The 19,940-nt window shown below is 69.5% G+C and carries 17 protein-coding genes; 11 read left to right on the forward strand and 6 right to left on the reverse strand.

Annotated elements, in window-relative coordinates:
- Window positions 1-2 precede the first annotated feature (2 nt).
- The 8 genes from RN901_RS10675 (at window position 3) to RN901_RS10710 (ending at window position 8,149) form a co-directional block, all read left to right on the forward strand.
- Window positions 3-1,796 carry a M28 family metallopeptidase gene (locus tag RN901_RS10675; protein ID WP_310758267.1) on the forward strand — a complete coding sequence of 598 codons (1,794 nt, stop codon included), beginning with the start codon at window positions 3-5 and terminating at the stop codon, window positions 1,794-1,796.
- A gap of 29 nt (window positions 1,797-1,825) precedes the next feature.
- Window positions 1,826-2,506: a hypothetical protein gene (locus tag RN901_RS10680; RefSeq protein WP_310758268.1), complete on the forward strand. Its 681-nt coding sequence runs from the start codon at window positions 1,826-1,828 to the stop codon at window positions 2,504-2,506.
- Window positions 2,503-2,691 (forward strand): hypothetical protein, encoded by a 189-nt coding sequence (locus RN901_RS10685; protein WP_310758269.1) that lies wholly within the window; start codon window positions 2,503-2,505, stop codon window positions 2,689-2,691. Before RN901_RS10680 ends, RN901_RS10685 begins: the two co-directional genes overlap by 4 nt.
- Window positions 2,688-4,136: a sodium/solute symporter gene (locus tag RN901_RS10690; protein ID WP_310758270.1), complete on the forward strand. Its 1,449-nt coding sequence runs from the start codon at window positions 2,688-2,690 to the stop codon at window positions 4,134-4,136. Before RN901_RS10685 ends, RN901_RS10690 begins: the two co-directional genes overlap by 4 nt.
- A gap of 53 nt (window positions 4,137-4,189) precedes the next feature.
- Window positions 4,190-4,969 (forward strand): cyclase family protein, encoded by a 780-nt coding sequence (locus tag RN901_RS10695; RefSeq protein WP_310758271.1) that lies wholly within the window; start codon window positions 4,190-4,192, stop codon window positions 4,967-4,969.
- A 22-nt stretch (window positions 4,970-4,991) separates the two neighbouring features.
- Window positions 4,992-5,819, forward strand: a complete 828-nt coding sequence (locus RN901_RS10700) for a hypothetical protein (protein ID WP_310758272.1) — start codon at window positions 4,992-4,994, stop codon at window positions 5,817-5,819.
- Window positions 5,816-6,694: a hypothetical protein gene (locus tag RN901_RS10705; RefSeq protein WP_310758273.1), complete on the forward strand. Its 879-nt coding sequence runs from the start codon at window positions 5,816-5,818 to the stop codon at window positions 6,692-6,694. The genes RN901_RS10700 and RN901_RS10705 overlap by 4 nt, the downstream gene beginning before the upstream one ends.
- Before the next feature lie 129 nt (window positions 6,695-6,823).
- Window positions 6,824-8,149 carry a 6-bladed beta-propeller gene (locus RN901_RS10710; protein WP_310758274.1) on the forward strand — a complete coding sequence of 442 codons (1,326 nt, stop codon included), beginning with the start codon at window positions 6,824-6,826 and terminating at the stop codon, window positions 8,147-8,149.
- Between the two features lie 78 nt (window positions 8,150-8,227).
- Here the strand turns inward: RN901_RS10710 and RN901_RS10715 are convergent, their stop codons facing one another.
- From RN901_RS10715 to RN901_RS10735, 5 genes are all read right to left on the reverse strand, one after another.
- Entirely contained in the window at window positions 8,228-8,569 is a 342-nt protein-coding gene (locus RN901_RS10715; RefSeq protein WP_310758275.1) for a DoxX family protein, read from the reverse strand.
- 127 nt (window positions 8,570-8,696) lie between these two features.
- Window positions 8,697-9,980, reverse strand: a complete 1,284-nt coding sequence (locus tag RN901_RS10720; protein WP_310758276.1) for a 6-bladed beta-propeller — start codon at window positions 9,978-9,980, stop codon at window positions 8,697-8,699.
- A gap of 102 nt (window positions 9,981-10,082) precedes the next feature.
- Window positions 10,083-10,943, reverse strand: a complete 861-nt coding sequence (locus tag RN901_RS10725; RefSeq protein ID WP_310758277.1) for a DUF1295 domain-containing protein — start codon at window positions 10,941-10,943, stop codon at window positions 10,083-10,085.
- Window positions 10,944-10,977: 34 nt separating this feature from the next.
- Complete coding sequence (locus tag RN901_RS10730; RefSeq protein ID WP_310758278.1) at window positions 10,978-14,142, reverse strand: hypothetical protein; 3,165 nt, start codon at window positions 14,140-14,142, stop codon at window positions 10,978-10,980.
- Between the two features lie 31 nt (window positions 14,143-14,173).
- Window positions 14,174-15,796, reverse strand: a complete 1,623-nt coding sequence (locus RN901_RS10735; RefSeq protein ID WP_310758279.1) for an amidohydrolase family protein — start codon at window positions 15,794-15,796, stop codon at window positions 14,174-14,176.
- Between the two features lie 86 nt (window positions 15,797-15,882).
- On the opposite strand from RN901_RS10735, the gene RN901_RS10740 reads away from it, so the two are divergent.
- The gene (locus tag RN901_RS10740) at window positions 15,883-17,292 is read left to right on the forward strand and encodes a CapA family protein (protein WP_310758280.1); all 1,410 of its coding nucleotides are present in this window, start codon (window positions 15,883-15,885) and stop codon (window positions 17,290-17,292) included.
- A gap of 14 nt (window positions 17,293-17,306) precedes the next feature.
- Here the strand turns inward: RN901_RS10740 and RN901_RS10745 are convergent, their stop codons facing one another.
- Complete coding sequence (locus RN901_RS10745) at window positions 17,307-18,041, reverse strand: aspartate/glutamate racemase family protein (protein WP_310758281.1); 735 nt, start codon at window positions 18,039-18,041, stop codon at window positions 17,307-17,309.
- A gap of 65 nt (window positions 18,042-18,106) precedes the next feature.
- Here RN901_RS10745 and RN901_RS10750 point away from each other — a divergent pair, with 65 nt between their 5' ends.
- Window positions 18,107-19,402, forward strand: a complete 1,296-nt coding sequence (locus RN901_RS10750) for an aconitase X catalytic domain-containing protein (RefSeq protein ID WP_310758282.1) — start codon at window positions 18,107-18,109, stop codon at window positions 19,400-19,402.
- Window positions 19,399-19,839: a DUF126 domain-containing protein gene (locus RN901_RS10755; RefSeq protein ID WP_310758283.1), complete on the forward strand. Its 441-nt coding sequence runs from the start codon at window positions 19,399-19,401 to the stop codon at window positions 19,837-19,839. The genes RN901_RS10750 and RN901_RS10755 overlap by 4 nt, the downstream gene beginning before the upstream one ends.
- Window positions 19,840-19,940: the final 101 nt, after the last annotated feature.

Below are 19,940 nucleotides of genomic sequence, written 5' to 3' on the forward strand. Positions count from 1 at the left end.
CATTGAACGACACGATGCCGGCGGAGCTCGCCACGGGCCCCGACGCACTTGAACCCGACCTCCTGCGCGCCGTCTCCTTCGACGCGGGGTGGTCCCTGCTCGAACGCTTCTCGACACTCGTGCGCGAGTCCGGGAGCGACGACGAGCACGTCGCCGCCGAGTATATCGCCGCCGAGTTGGGCCGGATGGGCGTGCCGTTCGAGATGCACGAGCCCGACCTCTACCTCTCGCTTCCCCGCGAGTCCTCGGTGGAGTGGAGTGGCGGATCGATAGGGGCAAAACCGCCGTCCTTCGCCACGCCGACGGCGGAGGGCGGGCTCGAGGGGGAACTCGTCTACGTTCCGGCCGCGGCCGCGACGGGACAACGAGACCTGTTCGCCAGGCGGCTTGGCGACGACCTGCCCGATGTGGCCGGCAAGATCGTGCTCAGCGACGGATTCGCGATGCCGGGCATGGTCTCCGCCTTCGAGGCGGCGGGGGCGGCGGGACAGATCTTCATCAATCCCGGACGGAACATCCACTGGGGGATCTGCACGTCCATCTGGGGGACGCCGACGACCGGGAACCTCGCTACGAAACCCGGGACGCCCGTGGCCGCGGTCAACAACCCCGACGGAGAGCGGCTGAAGGGGGCGGTGGGCGAGACCGTCCGGCTGGAGGTCCGGCTGGAGGAGGGCTGGTATCCGTGCAAGCTGCCCGTGGCGCACATCGCCGGCGCTTCGGAAGAGTTCATGCTCGTGCACGGGCACTACGACTCGTGGGACGTCGGGATCGGCGACAACGCCGTCGGCGACGCGACGCTGCTGGAACTGGCCCGGATCTTCCATGCGGAGGCGGGGCGGCTGAAGCGCTCGCTGCGCATCGCTTGGTGGCCCGCACACTCGACCGGGCGCTACGGCGGCTCCACGTGGTATGCGGACACGCACGCGCTGGAACTCCGCCGGCACTGCGTGGGCGCGATCAACATCGACTCGCCGGGCTGCTGGCACGCGACGGAGTATGACGACGTGATGTGGATGGCCGAGGCGGGGCCGCTGTGTGCGCGCGCGATCGCGGACGTCACGGGGAAGACCGCGAAACGGCTGCGGCCGCTTAGGGCCGGCGACTATTCCTTCAACCAGATCGGGCTCACCTCGTTCTACATGCTGCTCTCGAACATCCCGGCGGACGAGCGCGCCGCGCTCGGTTTCTATCCCACGGGCGGCTGCGGGGGCAACATCGCGTGGCACACCGAAGATGACGTCATGGCGGTCGCCGAACGGGAGAACCTCGAGCGCGACCTGGGCGTCTACGTCGCCTCGATCGCCCGCGTGCTCAACTCGCGGATCCTCCCGTACGACTTCCGCGAGACGGTCTCCGAACTGGCGGGGTTCGTCGATGGTTACGTGGAGGCGGCCGGGGAGCTGCTCGACCTCGGTCCGGTCCGTGCCGAACTCGAAGCGCTGGGAGCCGCGCTGGACGACCTGTACGCCATGGTCGGAGCGAGTCGGCTCGACGCGGAGGCGGTCGGCGCCGTGAACGGGTTGTTCCTCGAGTTGTCCCGCATCCTGGTGCCGATCGGATACGCGGAGGGCGGGCCGTTCGACCACGATCCGGCCCTGCCCCGGACGCCGATCCCGCGGCTGGCCCGGGTGGCCGAGTTGCCGGGCCTCGCGGAAGCCGGCTCCGACATGCTGCCCTTCCTCGTGAACGAAGTGCGTCGCGAGGCGAACCACGTGGCGAACGGGTTCCACGAGGCGGCCCGGGCGGTGGGACGCGTGCAGGCGCAGTTGACGGCCTCGCCGCCGGCGGGCTGACGACGGTGCGCCGCGCGAGGGGAGAGCCGGTGCGGGCGTCGGCCGCGGCGCTGGCGTCGTTGGCGGCGCTGGCAGGCCTGTCCGTCGCGACGCCGGCGGCGGCGCAGACGACGGACACGGTGTTCGTCCGTCTGGATGCCGACGGCGCGGCCCACGTTCGACAGGGTCTCGAGCCGGAGGCCGGCGCGGTGCGGGCCTTCGCCATCCGGATCGAGCACCAGACGCTTTCGCTGACGGAGATGGAGCAGAGCGGCGCCCCGCTGCCTGTCGCCGATGCCGCGCTGACCCCGGTGGACGGGGCGTACCGCATCGACGTCGTCTCCGACGCGCCTGTCGTTGTCTCCTACACCGTCCGGAATACGGTGCGCGGACGGCTGGATCGGATCCCCTTTTTCGTAGCCGGCCGGGAGGCCGAGCAGACGGTCGTACAGGAGGTCACCGCGCCGTGGCTGATTCGGCTGGAGGGGGATCCGGACGTGATCGATGCGCTGGACCTGTCGACCAGCCTGCCGCGCTTCGTCCGGGCCGGCGATGACGTCGTGACGGCCACGCTGTCGAGCGTGCCGGGGCTGCTCCGGCTGTCCCGCGGGGGCGCGCTTTCGTTCGCGCGTCTCGCCGACTTCGTGGTCCTCGCGCTGTTGCTGACCGGCGCGATCTGGACGTGGCGGAACGCGCGAGCCCGCCGCGACGGCGTCGGGGCCGCGCGATGACGATCATCCTGATCGCGGCGGGCTTCTTCGCCCTCGGCCTCACCGTGATCCTCCTCTTCCGCAGGACCATCCGCGCCGACGACGAGTTGGACCGCCGCTGGGCCGAGGTCGTCGCACAGCGGTCCACCCGTGGCGCCTCGCCGGCCGCGCCCGACGAGACGGCCGAACCCGCCGAACCGACATGAGCAGCGTCTTCTTCGTCGTGCTCGGCGTCTACGTGGCCATCATCATGGGCATCGCGATCTGGAGCTACTTCCGGACCGAGACCGAAGTCGACTTCCTCGCCGCCGGCCGCTCGATCGGTCCCATCGTGGGCGGGGCGGTCCTCGCCGCCACGCAGATCTCGGCCGGCACCTTCGTCGGCACCGCCGGCCGCCACTACCTGGCCGGCGTCTCCTGGGTCTTCCCGTGGCTCGGCCTCTGGACGGGGTGGCTCGTGTGCGCCTTCTTCGTCGCACCGAAGCTGCGGCGGCTCGGCGCGCTCACGGTCCCCGACTACATCTCCGCCCGCTACGGGAGCGCGAAGGCGGGCGCCCTCGCGGGCGTCCTCATCGTCGTGGCCTACACCATCTATCTCGTGGCGCAGTTCCAGGCGGGCGGCGAGATCGCGGAGGTCGTGTTCGGGATCCGCCCGCTCACGGCGATGCTCATCATCGTCGCCTCGACCGCGCTCTACACGCTTCTCGGCGGAGTCCGCTCGAGTTCCTACATCGATTTCCTGCAGACGCTGATCATGGTCGCGGCGCTGATCGTCGCGGTTCCGGTTCTCCTCAACCAGGTGGGCGGCGGCAGTCCGATGGCGGCGGTCGAGCGGTCGCTCGACTTCCTCGACACGCTAGACGACCGTCTCGTGGGCTGGTACTACTCGCCGCGCGAACTCCTCGCCTTCGCGATCGCGTTCGGGCTCTCGATCGCGGCGGCGCCGTACGAACTCACCCGCTTCTACTCGATGCGCGACGAGCGCACCGTGCGGAAGGCGATCTTCGTGGCGATCGGCTTCCAGGTCGTGATCGCGACCAGCATCATGTCGATCGGCATGCTCATGCGGGTGCTCTTCCCGAACCTCCCGTCCCAGGATCAGGCCACCGCCACCATGGCGCTGCACGTCCTGCCGCCCGTGGTGGGCGCGCTGCTGCTCGTCGCCATGCTGTCGGCGATCATGTCGACCGTGAACTCGATCCTGCTCGTCACCGGCGCGGGCGTCGCCCACGACCTGTACGGAAAGTTCATCCGGCCCGACGCGAGCCAGAAGCACCTCGTGAACGCGAACCGGGTGGCGATCGTCGTCCTCGCCATCATTCCGCTCTTCTTCGCACTCCAGAAGCTGGGCGATGTGCAGGGCATCGTCCTGGAGCAGGCGAAGTTCATCGCTTCCTTCTTCTTCGTCCCCATCGTCATCGGCCTCAACTGGCGGCGGGGGACGGCGAAGGGCGCGGTCGCCTCCATGATCGGGGGCTTCCTCGCCTGCCTTGTGTGGACGCTCTGGTTCCAGGAACACTACTTCCCCCTGTACGGGATCGACTCCGTCGAACTGGGTGTCGGTGCGAGCCTCATCCTCTTCATCATGGTTTCGCTGATGACGAAGCCGAACCCGGGCCAGACGCTGGAGCCGTTCTTCGGGGACAAGTGACCTGCGGACCCCGACCCCACCTGCGGGGTCGACCAACGATACGGAGACTCTGAATGTCGGACGTACTGACACGCCTCGTGGAGGAGTTGAACGCGGGCACCGTCCGGGTGGTGGATCTCACGATCCCTCTCGGCCCCGATACCGTCGTCATCGATCTCCCGCCGATATTCGCGCCGTCGAAGGGAGTCACGATCGAGCAGATCTCGAGGTACGACGACGACGGGCCGGCCTGGTACTGGAACAACCTCACGCTCGGCGAGCACACGGGGACGCACTTCGACGCCCCGATCCACTGGGTGACGGGAAAGGACGTGCCCAACGGGACGACGGACACGATCCCGCCGTGGAAGTTCGTCGGCCCGGCGTGCGTCATCGACGTGGAGGCGGAGGTCGACGCGGACCCCGACTTCCTGCTCACGCCGGCCGGGCTCGAGGCGTGGGAGGCGGAGCACGGCCGCGTACCCGAGGGCGCCTGGGTTTTTCTGCGCACCGGGTGGAGCCGGAGGGAAGGGAAGGAGGCGTTTCTGAACGTGGCGGAAGACGGCCCGCACTCGCCGGGCTTCCACCAGGAGACCTCTGCCCTGCTGGCCCACGACCGCGCGGTGCTCGGGGTCGGAGTGGAGACGGTCGGCACCGATGCGGGTCAGGCGGGAGGGTTCGATCCGCCGTTCCCGAACCACGGGATCATGCACGGGGCGGGGAGGTTCGGCCTCGCGAGCCTGTGCAACCTCGACCGGTTGCCCCCGACGGGCGCCGTGGCGATCGCCGCGCCGCTCAAGATCGTGGATGGGAGCGGGAGCCCGTTGCGCGTGATCGCGCTGGCCCCGGCGTAGCGGGCGGGGGAGGCAGCACGGGATGGATGACGCCGAGAGGCAGCGATCCGCCTACCGGAGGGTCCTGAGGGCGCTGGACGAGGCGGTCTTCTGCCTGGAACGGGAGTCCCCGGAGGAGGCGGAAGACCGCAACGCGGAGCAGCAAGGGACCTTCCGCCTCGGAGAAGCGGGCGGGATCGCGTTTTGCAGCCATCTGGCGGGGATCGACTGCGGGGCCCTCTGCGACGAGATATCCGACGCTGTCGAGGCGGAGGATCCGGACCGGATCCGCCAGGTCCGGAGCGGCGTCGAATCGAGGCTGCGGTCGGGCGAAGACGCCGCTGCCGACGCTTCGGAGGAGGGTGCGCTCGACTGGGATGCGGGCTACCTGCAGTTCCTCGCTGTCCTGAACGAGTCGCGGCAGGCCCGGGAAGAGGGCGACGCTCATCGATACTGGATCATGGCGGGCTTCCTCGCCGGCCTTCTTCAGCGGGATGGAACGCCGGGGCAGTACGAGCGCGGGGCCTTGAGCGGCGCGGTCATCGCCGCCTGCAACGAGGGCTGGGGAGAGACCCTGTGGATGGAATGGGAGGCGATCCGGGACGAGTGGTTGGCCGGGGACTCGCCGGCGGCGCCGGAAGACCCGGATCTTCTCCTCAGGTGGCTGGGTCTGCGGCTGGCCGCGGCCGAATCGATGGCGGACTCGCTCGTTTCCGGCCACGTCGCCGCGACGAACGACGACCGTAGAGAGGGGGAGCCGGACGACGGGGCGCGCTTCCTGCGCTGCGAACGCTCCACCCGCCGCGCGCAGAACTTCGGCGCCAGAATCGCGCGCCGAAACGAGATACGGGAGAACGATCCGCGGACATGAACGGATCGGACTCGGCCGAGCGGCGGCGATCCATGTACCGAAAGGTGCTCGAGGCGCTGGACGAAGCCCAATCGAGGCTGGAACGGATCGCTGCCGAGGACTCTGATGAGCGGGACGTCGCGCGGTCGGGGGCGTTCCATCTCGGGGTAGCCGGCGGAATCGCGTTCCGGGGTCGCCTGCCGGGAATCGAGTCGGAAGCCCTCTTCGATGACATCTCCGATGTGGCCGAGGAACGAGATCCAGGCCGCGCTGACCGGATCCGACGGGGGGTCGTGGCCAGACTGAGGCCCGGGCAGCCGCCGGACGAGAGCCCACTCGACGAAGGCGGTCTCGACCTGGAGGCCGGGTTCCTTCAGATGCTTGCCGCCCTCAAAGAAGCGCGCCGCGCGTGGGGAGAGAATGACAGGTTCCGCCATTCGCTCATGCTGGGCCTCCTTACCGGTCTGCTGGGTGCGTGGCCGGCATTGCGGTACGGGCCCGGTGATCTGGCTGACGCAGTGATCGCCGTCCGCTCCCGAGATCCGAGGAACGCTCGCCGTTGGTTGGAGGCGGAGTCGATCGAGGCGGAGGAATGGCGGGGAGAGTCGGCGGACACCGACGAGAGAGCTCTCCTCCTCCGGTGGGTGGGGGATCGCCTGGCCGCCGGACACCGGTTCAGCGAGCCGTTGTGGTGCCACCCGGTTGATGAGACGGACGACGAACGCCGAACGCGGAAAGCGCGGGCGAGAGCGTATTTCGAGAGGCAGGAAACCTCGATTCACCGCGCCCAGAACTTCGGGAAGAGGATCGCCGCCAAGGACGGCGAAGGCATCTGGATTCCGACCAGCTATGCCATCAACCGTGCTCTGGTGCTCGGATCGCAGGAGGAAGAGTAGGAGTCTCCACCCAGTGTTCGCGATTCGCGGGACGTTCCCGCGAACGCGCGCGGTGGGCAACCGTCGCCCCGGTCTCCATTGTCGCACGCGGTGTCCGGCCTGTCGCCCGCTTCAACCGGAGGGAACCTCATGCGAACGCTGCCTCGCCGTACGCGTCGTCTCGTCCTGTTTGCTTTCCCGCTTGCGGCCGTCGGCTGCGGAGGGGACGCCGGACCGGCCACATCGGGACTCGACAGCCCCGACATCCCGCTCGCGCCCAGCGTGGAGGACGTCTACGCCGTCGGCGTGCTCGACGGGGCCGAGTGGGAGATGTTCGGCAGCCTGGCGGGCGTCGCCTTTGGGGACGATGGCTCGCTCTTCATCCTCGACAATGACGCCGGCCACGTCGTCGTCGTCGACCCGAGCGGCGAGTTCGTGCGGACGATTTCGAACAAGGGCGAGGGACCCGGGGAACTCAACCGGCCGATGGGACTGGCGGTGCTCGACGATGGGCGGATCGCGGTCAACGACATGGGTCGCGGCATACAGGTCTTCAGCCCCGACGGTGCAGCGTTCCAGGAGGCTGGTTTCACGTTCCAGACCGGGATGCCGGGGCCTCAAATGTATGCGATGCCGGATCAAAGCCTCCTCTCCGCGGGGCTCGTCGTCGGATCGTTCGGCGCGCTCATGGGGGAAGAGGAAGAGGAGGAACCGGCGGGCCGGCCCATCGGCCGGTTTCGGCTCGACGGAACGCAAGAGGACTTCTACACCGCGTGGGCGCGGCCGCCCGTCGAGGAGACGGAGACGGAGACCGGCAACATTCGGATGGTCATGACGGGGTTGGAGGCCTTCTCCCTCCCCCTGAGCCTCGGCGCTTTCCGGGATGGGCGCATCGCCCTCGCGGACTCGGTCGGCTACCGGATCAAGATCCTCGACCTCTCGGGCCGGGTGGTGGGCACGCTCGAACGGCCGATCCCCCCCGTCGCCGTGACCGACGGGATCCGGGACGCGGAGCGTGAGCACCGGCTTGCGGCGCTGGCGGAAGGCCGGAGCGGAGGCGGAGGCGGCAGCTTCGTCGTGACGAGCATCGCGATCGGCGGAGCCGCCGGCCGCGGCGGGTCCATCGGTCCCGATTCGGAGGCCATGCGCCGCATGCGGGAAGACATGCGGGAAGATCGGATCGAAAACATGACCTTCCCGGATGAAATCCCGGTGATCTCGCGACTGGCCGTGGACCGGAGCGACCGCATCTGGGTGCAGCGTTCCGCCCTGCCGGGCGAGGCCGGTCCGACGGACATTCTCACGGCGGACGGACAGTATTTCGGCACCATCGCGCCGAATGGGATCCGGATCCCGGCCGCGTTCGGGCCGGACGGCCTGCTCGCCTACATCGAACGGGACGAATTCGACATTCCGCGCGTCCGCGTCGTCCGCCTCGTGGACGACCAGTTGTTGGAGACCGCGGAAAGCGACTGACCGACCGGCGTTCCCGCGGGAACGCCGAAGCCGACGCCGAACGAGCCTCCGGCCGGCCTGGCGCGACTTCCGGCCGGTCTAGCGAGACTTCTTAGCCACGAAGAGCGCGAGCAGCAGCGCCACGGCCGGAACCGCGGCCTGCCCCGACGCCCCCGCCCTCACGAGGGTGTAGATCGCGCCTGCCATGATCGGGACTACGACGACAGCCGCCAGGAACCGCGTCGGACGCCTCAGGAACCCGACCCCGGCCAGCGCCTCCACGACGCCGATCAGGTACTGGAACCACGCCGGGTAGCCCCACACCGCAAACTGGTCGACCATCATCCCGGCGATCTTCATCCCGCCGTTCAGAAGGAAGAGCAGCGCGAGCAGAATCGATGCCACGTTGACGGCGCTGCCTGCGTTTCCGTTGTCCGCCACTGAAGCCTCCTCGCGTTACGGGTACCTGGTCCGGCTCCTCGTCGACCCTTGAACCTCGTTCCAACCTTGAGCCGTGGCCAGACCGCCGACCTCGACGTTCCCGCGGGAACGTCCCGGGCGCCAACCCTTAGCGCGCCTCTTCGAGGGGCTGGCCAACGGCGAGGCGGACGACACGGACGCGCTGGATGTCAAAGGCGTCCCGTTCGATGTACGCGGCCAGTCCCTCCGGTCCGAATGCCTCAGGGATTCGAAGGCCATCGGAAGGGATGGTGCCGAGATACCGTCCGTCTGCCGCTAGAACGTCTGTTGGACCGGTTTCGCCCGGCGGCGCCGACCGCTGGATCCAAACGCGATCGTTCCAGTCCACGGCAACGTTCGCGATAACTGGAATCTCTGCCGGAAAGACCATATCGCGGATGCGATCTCCCGTTCGGCGCAGGGCCTCTCGCATCGCGTTTCGCCGCGCCTCCGGACTGACGGCACCGGGGGGTCCGCCCACCTGCTGCACAGACGCGGTCCCACCATCGCGGGAGCGGAGCGCCTCGAGACGGCGCTGGCGCTCGGCGTCGCGGATTGCGCCGGTCACCGGGACCGGAGCCAGAGGCCGCTCAAGGAGGTCCGTCACGCGACCCGACGCATCCAGGAGTTTGATCCTGTAACCGATCGAATCGGCCAGCGCGATGCGACCATCGCGCAGTACGCCAAGACTCAACGGCAAGGTGAAGGCCTCAATCGGACTCGTCACGATCCTGGCGCCCGGAGCTCCTTCGCCACTCTCGAATCCCGGCGGAGGGGGATCGTCCCAGGCGGCGTAGAAGACGTCACGGCTTCCGTCGAGCCGGAAGCGCGTGATCGGCCGACCCTCGTCCGCTCCAGTCATGGTGGAGGCCGAAAAGCCGATCAGTTCGGGGGAGAGGAGACTGTGGTCCGGCAGGGCGTAGATCGGCGATCCGGGCATGCCCTCGACGGGACCGAACGGAACACCATCGAGAAACTCGCCGTCACGGCGGAAGAGCTGGATGCCCGGTTTTCCGATGTCGTTGACGGCGATTCGGCCATCGCGCAGAACGGCAATTGCGATCGGCTGGACGAGTTCGCCGGGTCCATCGCCCTTGTTTGCGATCGTTCGGACGAAGTCACCCGCCGAATCGATGACCACAATGTGTCCGGCGAGGTCGTCGAGGATGAACAGCGTGCCGTCGGCGTCGAAGGCGACGTCGGAGACGTAGCCGAACATCTCCCACGCCGCGCCTTCCGCCACGCCGACCGTGAATGCTGGTTCGGCAACGGGAGAGATCGGGATGTCAGTGGCGGCGGCCTGGGCGGCGACGGGCCCGCCGCCTCGGCCCGCTGCCGCGAGCCCGAAGGTGACGGCAGCAACGCGGCAGATGGGGCTGCAAGCACGGGGCATGGTACCACCTCACTGCCCGGATGTGATCTCGATGTCCCGCGGGGGCACCGCTCGGACGTTGCTGGGACAGCTGATACCGCCCGGAGAGTTGTCCCCGATCCGCTATGTGGGAGAGTGGTACGTCCTTCGAAGACGGACTCCGGGGATCAGCGCCGGGGTGCTCGCCTGGTAGTCGCGGTAGGCGGGGTACTTCGAGGCGGAGATCGATTCGGTGAGGCGCATGGACGAGATGAGCAGCGCCGTGAGCAGGATGAAGCCGAGGCCCGTCCAGTGGAGCCCCTCTCCCGATGCCGCGACGGCGAACAGGTAGAACACCCACCACATGCCCAGTTCGCAGAAGTAGTTGGGATGGCGGCAATAGCGGAAGAGTCCCGTAGTAATGAAGGGCTGCGCGACATCTTCCCCCGCCGCGATCCGCCGCTTCTTGTCCTGCTGGAAGCGCCACATCTGCTCGTCGGCCACGGCCTCGCCGACGAAGAGCACGAGGAACAGCGTGGCGGTCAGAAAATCCAGCCAGCCGAGCGGCGTCTCGCTCCACGCCGCCGCCTGGTGCACCGGGGAGGTGAACCACCAGATGAGCAGCATCTGCCCAAAGCTGATGAAGGTGAGGTTGAGCAGCTGGAACCGGATCGGCCCGAGCTTCTCCCGGACCGCGATCCAGCGGTAGTCCTCGTGTCCCGGCCGGAATACCCCCTTGCGCAGGCCATGGAAGGTCAGGCGCGCCGACCAGAGCACGACGAGCAGGGTCATCAGATTCACGCGCGGCGAGGCGAAGTCCAGCTCCGCCGCCACGATCAGGCAGTAGACGGGCGGGCACAGGCTCCACAGGCGGTCCACCCAGGAGTAGTCGCGCGTCAGGATCGCGGCCGGGATGCACACCGCGGCCAGGATCAGGCACAGGTCGAGCGCCGCGCCGAAGGGCGTACCCCTCAGCGGGTGCGCGATGAGATTGATGTCGAACATCCGCTACCTCAGGTCGCGATCCGTCGGAGGAGGGTCAGTCGGCGGCAGTCAGCCGTCGCACCAGCGCCTCCAGCCACTCGCTCACCGCCCGCACTTCCTCCTGCAGTTCCTCGTGCCGCTCGTAGGCGTCGGCGCCCGGCGCCTGGTCGGCCCGTCCGGTCATGCCGGCGAGGTAGTTGAGCTGGCTGAGGAGCATGGGGCGCGGATAGCTGCCCTCCGCGTCGCTCACGCGGGCATCGAGTTCGTCCAGCTCCGCGGCAAGTTCGCCGAGCGTCTCGTTGCGGCCGCCGCCGGCGTCCGCGCGCGCCTCCGCGATGCGCTCGCGCAGGTCGTCGATGCCGCCCGCGACCTCACGAGCCTCCGCCATCGTCTCCCGCACGGCGCGGTTGAAGCGGTACTGCTCCTCGAGGTCGGCCACGGTCACCCCCTCCGCCGCCACTCGCGGGTCGATCCGCAGTTCGAGCCCCGTCTCGGCCGCCACGTCGCCCGCCGAGAGGCGGACCGTGTACTCGCCCGGCGGCACGACCGGCCCGCCGCGGCCCTCGCCCTGCGAGCGCAGGTCCCAGCGCAGCCGGTGCATGCCCGGCGCCGAGGAGACCCCACGCATGGCCCCGCCGCGCGGTGCCATGCGCTGCATCGCCGATCCCCCCGCGCGGGCCGCGCCGCCGCCCCCGCCGCTGGCGTAGGAGCGGATCACCTCGCCGGCCGCATCGAGGATTTCGATCCGCACCGTCTCGTCGGGTCCAAGGTCCGGCGAGATCCAGTAGCTGATGTCCGCGCCCGCGCCGCGGTAGTCCGGCCGCGCCGTATTCGAGGCCCATTCGAAGCCCGAGTTCCGACCGGGCCGCGTGCGGTACTGCGGCCGGCCCTCGAACAGGTGCGCCCCGCCCCCTTCCGCGACCGATCCGTCCGCGCCGATCTCGTGCAGCGGCGTGACATCGTCCAGCACCCAGAACCCCCGGCCCATCGTCGACAGCGCCAGGTCCTGCCGGTACACCTCGATGTCCGTCACGGGCGTCAACGGGAGATCGAGCTGGAACGACTGCCACGTCACCCCGTCGTCGAAGGAGATGAAGAGCCCGAACTCCGTCCCCGCGTACAGGAGGCCCGCGCGGTCCGGATCCTCGCGCACGACCCGCACGGGCACGTCCGCCGGGATCCCGTTCGTCCCATCGGTGAGACGCGTCCACGTCTCCCCCGCGTCGTCCGTCCGGTAGACGTAGGGTTGGAAATCGCCGAGCAGGAAGCGGTATCCGGCCACGTACACCTTGTCCGGATCGTGTCGGGAGATGTCGATCGAGTTGATGCGGCCCTCCGGCGGCATGTCCGCCGGCGTCACGTTCTCCCAGGACTCCCCGTCATCGAGCGTCACGTACACCGGGCCGTCGTTCGCCCCCGTCCAGATCACGTCCGGGTCGTGCGGCGAGGCCTCGATCACGTACAGCGTGGAATAGTGCTCCTCTCCCGTCGCGTCGCGCGTGATGGGCCCGCCCGACACCATCTGCCGCTCGGGCGGGAACGCCGTGAGGTCCGGCGAGATCCGCTCCCACGTGCGGCCTCCGTCCGTCGTCCGGTGCACGTACTGCGAGCCGTGATAGACGAGCTCCGGATCGTGCGGCGAGACCTCGATGGGCACGACGCGCTGGAAGCGGTAGGGAAGGTTGGCGGGGTTCGTGCCGTACATGTTCACCGCGCCGACGTAGTACTGCTGCTCCTGTCCGGTGCGCTGGTTATAGACCCCGAAGCGCCCCTTGCAGTTCGCGTACACGACGTCGGGATCGCCCGGCTTCGGGACGGCGGGACCCGTCTCGCAGCCGCCCGGCGAGCGCCAGTACGCGTCGGGCCCGCCGGGCGCGGAGAGCGAGGGCTGCCGGCTCGGCACCGCGACCGTGTACGAGTCATCCTGCTGGCCCGCATAGAGCCAGTACGGGAAGCGGTCGTCCACATCGACCTGGTACAGTTCCGCGGTGGGCTGGTTGTTGACGGGCGACCACGTCTGCCCGCCATCCAGAGTCACGACGCCGCCCCCGTCGCTCCCGTGCACCATGACCCGCGGGTCGTCCGGGTTGATCCACAGATCGTGGTCATCCCCGTGCACGTTCGGGATCGTACTGAAGGTCTCCCCCCCGTCCGTCGACTTCCAGGTGGACAGGTTCAGGACATAGAGGACATCCCCGTCCGTCGGGTCCGCGATCACGTTCGTGAAGTAGAACGGACGGTGCATGAGCTGATTCCGAGGGTCGTCGTTGATCAGCTCCCACGTCTCTCCCGCATCGTCCGAGCGGTACAGGCCCTCGATCGGTTCCGGCGCCTCCACGAGCGCGTACACCCGGTCGGGCATGTCGGCCGAGACGGAAAAGTCGACCTTGCCGATGAGGCCGTCCGGGAGCCCGGCCGTGATCCGCCGCCACGTGTTGCCCCCGTCCGTCGTCTTCCAGATCCCGTCTTCGTCGCTGGCGCCGGAGATGATCGACCACGGATGCCGCTGCGCCCGCCACATCGCGGCGTAGATGACGTCGGGATCCGCCGGATGAAATTCGAGATCCACCGCCCCGACGGAGTCCGAGGTGAAGAGGATGCGCTCCCAGTCGAGGCCGCCGTTCGAGGAACGATAGACGCCTCGCGTCTCATTGTTGATGAACGGGTTCCCCATCGCCGCCGCATAGACGAGATCCGGATTGTCCGGGTGGGCCTTCACGGACGGGATCTGGCCCGCGTCCTCGAGTCCGACGTGGTCCCAGGTCTCTCCCGCATCCGTCGACTTATGGATGCCCTTTCCGATGATGATGTTCGAGCGGATGCCGTCCGAGCCCGTCCCCACGTAGATGACGTCCGGATCCGAGTCCGCGACTTCGATGTGGCCGATGGAGGGAGACCGGAAATATCCGTCGGAGATGTTCTCCCACGTCATCCCGTAGTTCGTCGTCTTCCACACGCCTCCGCCCGTTGCCCCCTGGTAGAAGGTGTGGGGATGGGAACGGTGGCCCTCCACCGCCGTGACGCGTCCGCCGCGCGAGGGGCCGACGAAGCGGAAGGAGAGGCCGCCGAAGAGGCTGGGGTCGACGGTGTCCGCGGCCGGGGCCGGGTTCCGGACGCCGGCCGGAACTTCACCGGTGCCCGCGCCATCCTGCGCGGCAAGGGGCCACGCGAGGGCGGCGACGGCGGCCAGAGGTGCGAGGGCGGTTCGTGTTCCGGTCATCGGGACGGAGAATCGCATGTCTGCTCCTGAGTTATCGCGTCTTGACGATCGCTTCGCCGGCGAGCGCGTCCGTGAAGCGGCCCTCGTCGATCGCGAGCGTACCATTGACGAGGGAGTACTCGACCCCCTCGGCGAGACCGTGCGGGTCGTCGTACTCGGCGGTGTCGCGGAACCGTTCGAGGTCCACGACGACGACGTCGGCGACCGCGCCGGGTTCCAGGACGCCGCGTCCTTCGATGCCGTACACGCGGGCCGGCAGCGCCGTCATGGCGTGAATCGCCTGTTCGAGCGTGGTGACGCCTTCCTCGAGCACGTACTTGCGGATCCGCCGCGGAAAGGCGCCGAAGCCGCGCGGGTGCGGGTGTCCTTCGCCCGGCACCCAGAGCGAACCGTCGGACGACGTCATCATCCAGGGCTGCGTCATGAAGCGCTCGATGTCCTCGTCGTTCATGTTGAAGGACGTGAGGCCGGTGCCGCCTCCTCCGCCTCCACGGGCCTCCACGAGCAACGCGAGCGCGGTTTCGATCGCGTCCATCCCGCGTTCCTCGGCGACGTCGGCAAGCGTCCGGCCCCCGTGCGGACCGCCCTGCAGCATGAGCCGATCCGCGCCGCCACGGCGGTCGAGGTTCTCCCACATCTCCGGCACGAGCCGGGCGCGCTCGCCGGGATCCTCGATGCGCGCGTACAGATCGCCGCCCTCGCCCGCGAGGGCCCAGCGCGGGACGAGGGCCCCGATGATGCTCGTGCCGGAGGCTCCGTAGGGATACTGGTCCGCGTAGACCGCGAGACCCTCCGCGCGGGCGGCCTCGATGCGGCGGACGACCTCGGCTGACTCGCCCCAGACGCGGGGGCCGAGCGCCTTGATGTGCGTGACGACGCCCGTGATGCCGGAGCCACGCGAGATCTCGATGACTTCGTCCACGGCCCCGAGCAGGCCGATCGAATAGTCCGACTCGTCGCGGATGTGGCTCTGATACACGCCTCCGTACCCGGCCGCGATCTTCGCGAGTTCGACGACCTCGCCGGTGGGGGCGTACGACCCCGGCGAATAGTAGAGGCCGGAGGAGAGCCCGAAGGCGCCGCCGTCCATCCCGTCGCGCACCATCGTCCGCATGCGGTCGAGTTCCTCGGGAGTGGCCTCGCGCGCCTGCATCCCGAGGACCGCGCGGCGGACGCTCCCGTGCCCGACCAGCTGTCCCACGTTCACTCCGACGCCCGGGTCCCTGATCCGCGCCCGCTGGTCGGCGAAGTCGATCGTGCCGCCGCCGTCGGGGTTCGCGAAGATCGTCGTGATCCCCTGCGCGAGAAGCGGCCGCGCGGTGCGAAGTTCGTCGCGCAACAGCGCCGGCATTGCGTGAGAGTGCGTATCGATGAAGCCGGGGAACACGTGCAGCCCGTCCGCGTCGATGACGCGGTCGGCGCTCGCCGCGCCGAGGTCGCCCACGGCCGCGATCCGTCCGCCGTCGATCGCGACGTCCCCCGCCCGGGCCGGACTCCCGGAACCGTCGACGAGGGTGCCGCCCCGGATGATGAGGTCGTAGCTCTGCGCGTCCGCAGATCCCGCGGTCCATCCGCCGCCGGCGAGAAGCGCGGCGGCCACGATGAGGGTTCTGGCAGCCCCGGCGCCGTGGCGGGCCGCAGTCGGGAAAAGCATGTTGTAGTCCATACGGTCGAATCTGTCGGCCCGGATGCGAACCGCACAAGCAAAAGCGCACGCAGACAAGCTCATCGGAGGCACTCATGCGCCGGAATCGACTTCCGCTGTCGTCCCTCACGTTCGCCGGCATCGCGGCTGGTCTCGCGGCCGGCCTCGCCCTCGCGGCCGGCACCGCCCTCGCCACGCCGACATCGCTCGAGGCGCAGGCGTTCGAGGACGCGCGCGGCAACATGTCCATCGCCCTCGCGGGCGACGCGATCATCTCGCGGAAGATGTCTCCGTATCGGGAGCCCGAGTTCCTCGCCCTGCGAGACATCATCGAGAGCGCGACCACCGCGTTCGTGAACCTCGAAATCCTGTTCCACGACTACGAGGACGACGTGATCCCCGCGGCGGCCAGCGGCGGCACGTACATGCGGGCGGAACCGGAAATCGCGCACGAACTCGCCTGGTTCGGCTTCGACATGGTGAGCCTGGCGAACAACCACACGATGGACTTCGGCGCCGGCGGTGCGCGGCGCACGGTGGCGGCGGCGGAGGCGGCCGGCCTCGCCGTCGCCGGATTCGGCGAGAACCTCGCGCGGGCGCGGGCCCCGGCCTATGTGGACACGCCCGGTGGGCGGGTCGCGCTGATCTCGATCGCCTCGACCTTCGCCGACGCGATGCGGGCCGGCCACCAGCGGCCGGACGTGCGGGGGCGTCCGGGGCTGAGCCCGATCCGGTACGAGCGGCACGTGACGGTGACCGCCGACCAGATGGCAGGCCTCCGGGACGCGCTCTCGGTGGCGGGGCGCGGCGGCGGCTCCGGCCCGCGGCTGAACTTCGGCGGCATGACCTTCATGGAAGGATCGAAGCCGGGAGTGAAGACGGTGCCGCACGCCGGGGATCTGGCGGAGATCATCGAAGTTGTGAAGGAAGCGCAGCGGCAGGCCGAGTGGGTCATCGTCACGAGCCACTCGCACGAGGGCGCGGATCGCCGCGAGGTGCCGGCCGACTTCCTCGTGGATGTCGCCCGGGCGGTCGTCGAAGCGGGCGCGGACATGTTCGTGGGCCACGGCCCCCACATCCTGCGCGCAGTCGAGATGTACCAGGGCAAGCCGATCTTCTACTCGCTGGCGAACTTCGCCATGCAGAACGAGACGATCGAGTTCCAGCCGCAGGACAACTACGAGGCCCAGGGGCTGGGGTACGAGGACCTTCCGGGCCGGTTCCAGGATGTGCGGATCGAGCGGGCCGGTGCGTCTTCGTTCCCGGCGGGGAAGGGGTTCTGGGAGAGCGTCGTCCCCGTCGTCGAGTACGAGGACGGGAAACTGAAGGAGATCCAGCTCCACCCGATCACCATGGGCTGGCAGTTGCCGCGCCCGGTGCGCGGGCGGCCGATGATGGCGGACGATGCACTCGGGCAGGAGATCCTCGAGGGTCTCGCGAAGCTCTCCGCCGAATTCGGAACGACGATGACGATCGAGGACGGCGTCGGCGTCATCCGGCCCTGACGCGCAGCCCCGCGTCAGACGGGAGTCGGGGCGATCTCCTTGCGGGGCGGGGGATAGGCACGCGGGGACGGCCGCACGCCGGTGGCGGCGAACGATTCCGCGGCCTTGAGCGCGGCGAGCACCGGGTTGATGACAGGCACTCCGAGGCGCTCGCCGAGCTTCCGCGCTACGTCGAGGAATCCCATCGTCATACAGCCGAGCACCAGCGTATCGGCGCCGGCGCGCAGCGCCGCGTGAGCCTCCGTTTCGAGCGTCTCGAGCACCTGCTCCGCGCGCTGCCGCAGTTCGAGCACCGGGACGTCCACCGCCCGGATGTCCGCCACCAGCCCTTCGAGGCCGTAGCCCCGCATCTGACGGCGGATCGCGGGCACGACTTCGTCCACGACCGTGATGATCGCGAACCGCTGTCCCATTTGCGCCGCGGCGAGCGCCCCCGCCTGGCCCGGGCCGATGACGGGGAAATCGACGAGTTCACGGGCCGGCGCGAGGCCGGGATCGCCGAAACACCCGATGATCATCGCGTCGAACCCCTCCGCCTCGAGATGCGGCGCCGCTTCGAGAATGCCCGGCACCGAAAGATACTCCTCGGCGGACGACTCGACCGAGGCGGGGCCGTTCGCCGTCTCGCGAACGACGGCTTCCGTCCCGTGAAAGGCATGCTCGTTGAGGAAGGCCTGGCGCCGGACGAGTTCCTCCGGCCCGAGGGGGCCGCGGGACATCGGTCCGGGAAGGAAATAAACGATGCGCATGGTCGGATCCGTGGGCTTCAAGCTCCTGGATTGGTTGGACGGAAGATGGGACGGAACACCGCCGGATGGAACACGGCGGGATGACGGGCGTCCGGCTCGAACCGGGAGACGTCGCTCTCCTGCGGGGAGATGAGGGGGAGGGTACGCGGCTCGCGATGTCGATCCTCGCCCGCATGGCCGAGGTCGTCGGGGCTCGGGAACTGCTCGATATCACGGCGGCGCACATCGATTCATCGCTCTACCAGGGACCTGCCACGCTCGAATTCGCGGAGCGGCTGGCGGACGGCGGCGCGCGGGTGCGGGTGCCGACGACGCTCAACGTGTCGGGCGTGGACGAACACGGCTGGCGGGAGTGGGACGTGGCCGAATCCTGGGCCGCGCCGGCGCGGCGCCAGATGGAGGCGTACGAGGCCATGGGCTGCGCGCCCACCTGGACGTGCGCGCCCTACCAGACCCAGCCGCGTCCGGGCGTCGGGGAGCAGGTCGCGTGGGGCGAGTCGAGCGCGATCGTGTTCGCGAACTCGGTGCTGGGCGCGCGCACGGAGCGCTATCCGGACCTGCTGGACATCTGCTGTGCGGTCACGGGCCGGGCCCCGGCGGCGGGGCTCCACCTGACCGGGAATCGGGCGGGGCAGGTGCTCGTCGACCTCTCCGGCGTCCCGCGGCGGCTCGCGGAGGAGCCCGCGCTGTATCCGGTGCTGGGACACTGGATCGGTCTGCGCGTGGAGGGGCGGATTCCGGTGCTCGACGGACTTCGGGACCGGCCGGGAGAGGACGACTTGAAGGCGCTGGGGGCCGCCATGGCCTCCTCGGGCGCGGTGGGCCTGTTCCACTGGGCCGGCCTCACGCCGGAGGCGCCGGATCTGGACGCGGCGTTCCAGGGGAGGGAACCGGCGACCCGGCTGCGGCCGGGGCCCGCGGCGCTGCGGGCGGCGCGGGATGAACTCGGCTCGGGACTGTCGGACGCGGACGGCCTCGACCTCGTCGTGCTGGGGAGTCCGCACTTCTCGCTGTCGGAATTCGCGGCCCTGGCGCGGCTCGTCGACAGCCGGCGACGTCACCCCGGGGTGCGGCTGCTGATCACGACCGGGCGAGCCGTCCGCGAACTGGCGGCGAAGGCGGGCTACCTCGACGCGATCGAAGCGTTCGGAGGAGAGCTGACCGTCGACACCTGCATCCTGACGACGCCGATGCTGCCGGCGAGCATCCGGCGGCTCATGACCAACTCCGCCAAGTACGCCTGGTACACGCCGGGCCTGCTCGAGCGCGCCGTCGCCTTCGGGAGCCTGGCGGACTGCGTGGAGTCGGCCGTCGCCGGCCGCGTCACGCGGGACGACAGCGCGTGGACCGCCGAGCCGTGAGCGATCGGCCGGCCGCGTCGGGCTCCGCTCCGCTGACCGGCCGCGCGCTCGTCGCGGGCGCTGCGGAAGGCGCCGTCCTCTACTCGTCCGAGCCGCTGAGCTTCTGGGGCGGCTACGACGCGGAGACCGGGGAGATCATCGACCGGCGCCATCCGCTGGCCGGCCACAGCGGCGCCGGCCGCATCCTGGCCATTCCGGCGACCCGCGGCTCCAGCACGACGACCGCCGTCCTCCTCGAGGCCATCCGCCGCGGCACCGCACCGGCGGCACTCCTGACCCGCGGCCCCGACACCTTCCTCGCGCTCGCCGCCATCGTCGCCGCTCAGCTCTACGACCGCGCCCCGCCGGTCATCGCCCTGTCTCCCGACGACTTCGACGCCCTGCGCCGGATCCCCCGTGCCCGGGTCGACGCCGAGGGTGCCGTGCTCGCCCGCTGACAGCTCCCGGCGGCCGGCTTCCGTCACTCCGGACCGTGGCCGGACGGCGGTGTCGGGCTGGTGGCACGGACTCCCGCTCGTCATTCTAGAATCCTCTATCG

Source organism: Candidatus Palauibacter soopunensis, assembly GCF_947581735.1.
GTDB lineage: Bacteria > Gemmatimonadota > Gemmatimonadetes > Palauibacterales > Palauibacteraceae > Palauibacter > Palauibacter soopunensis.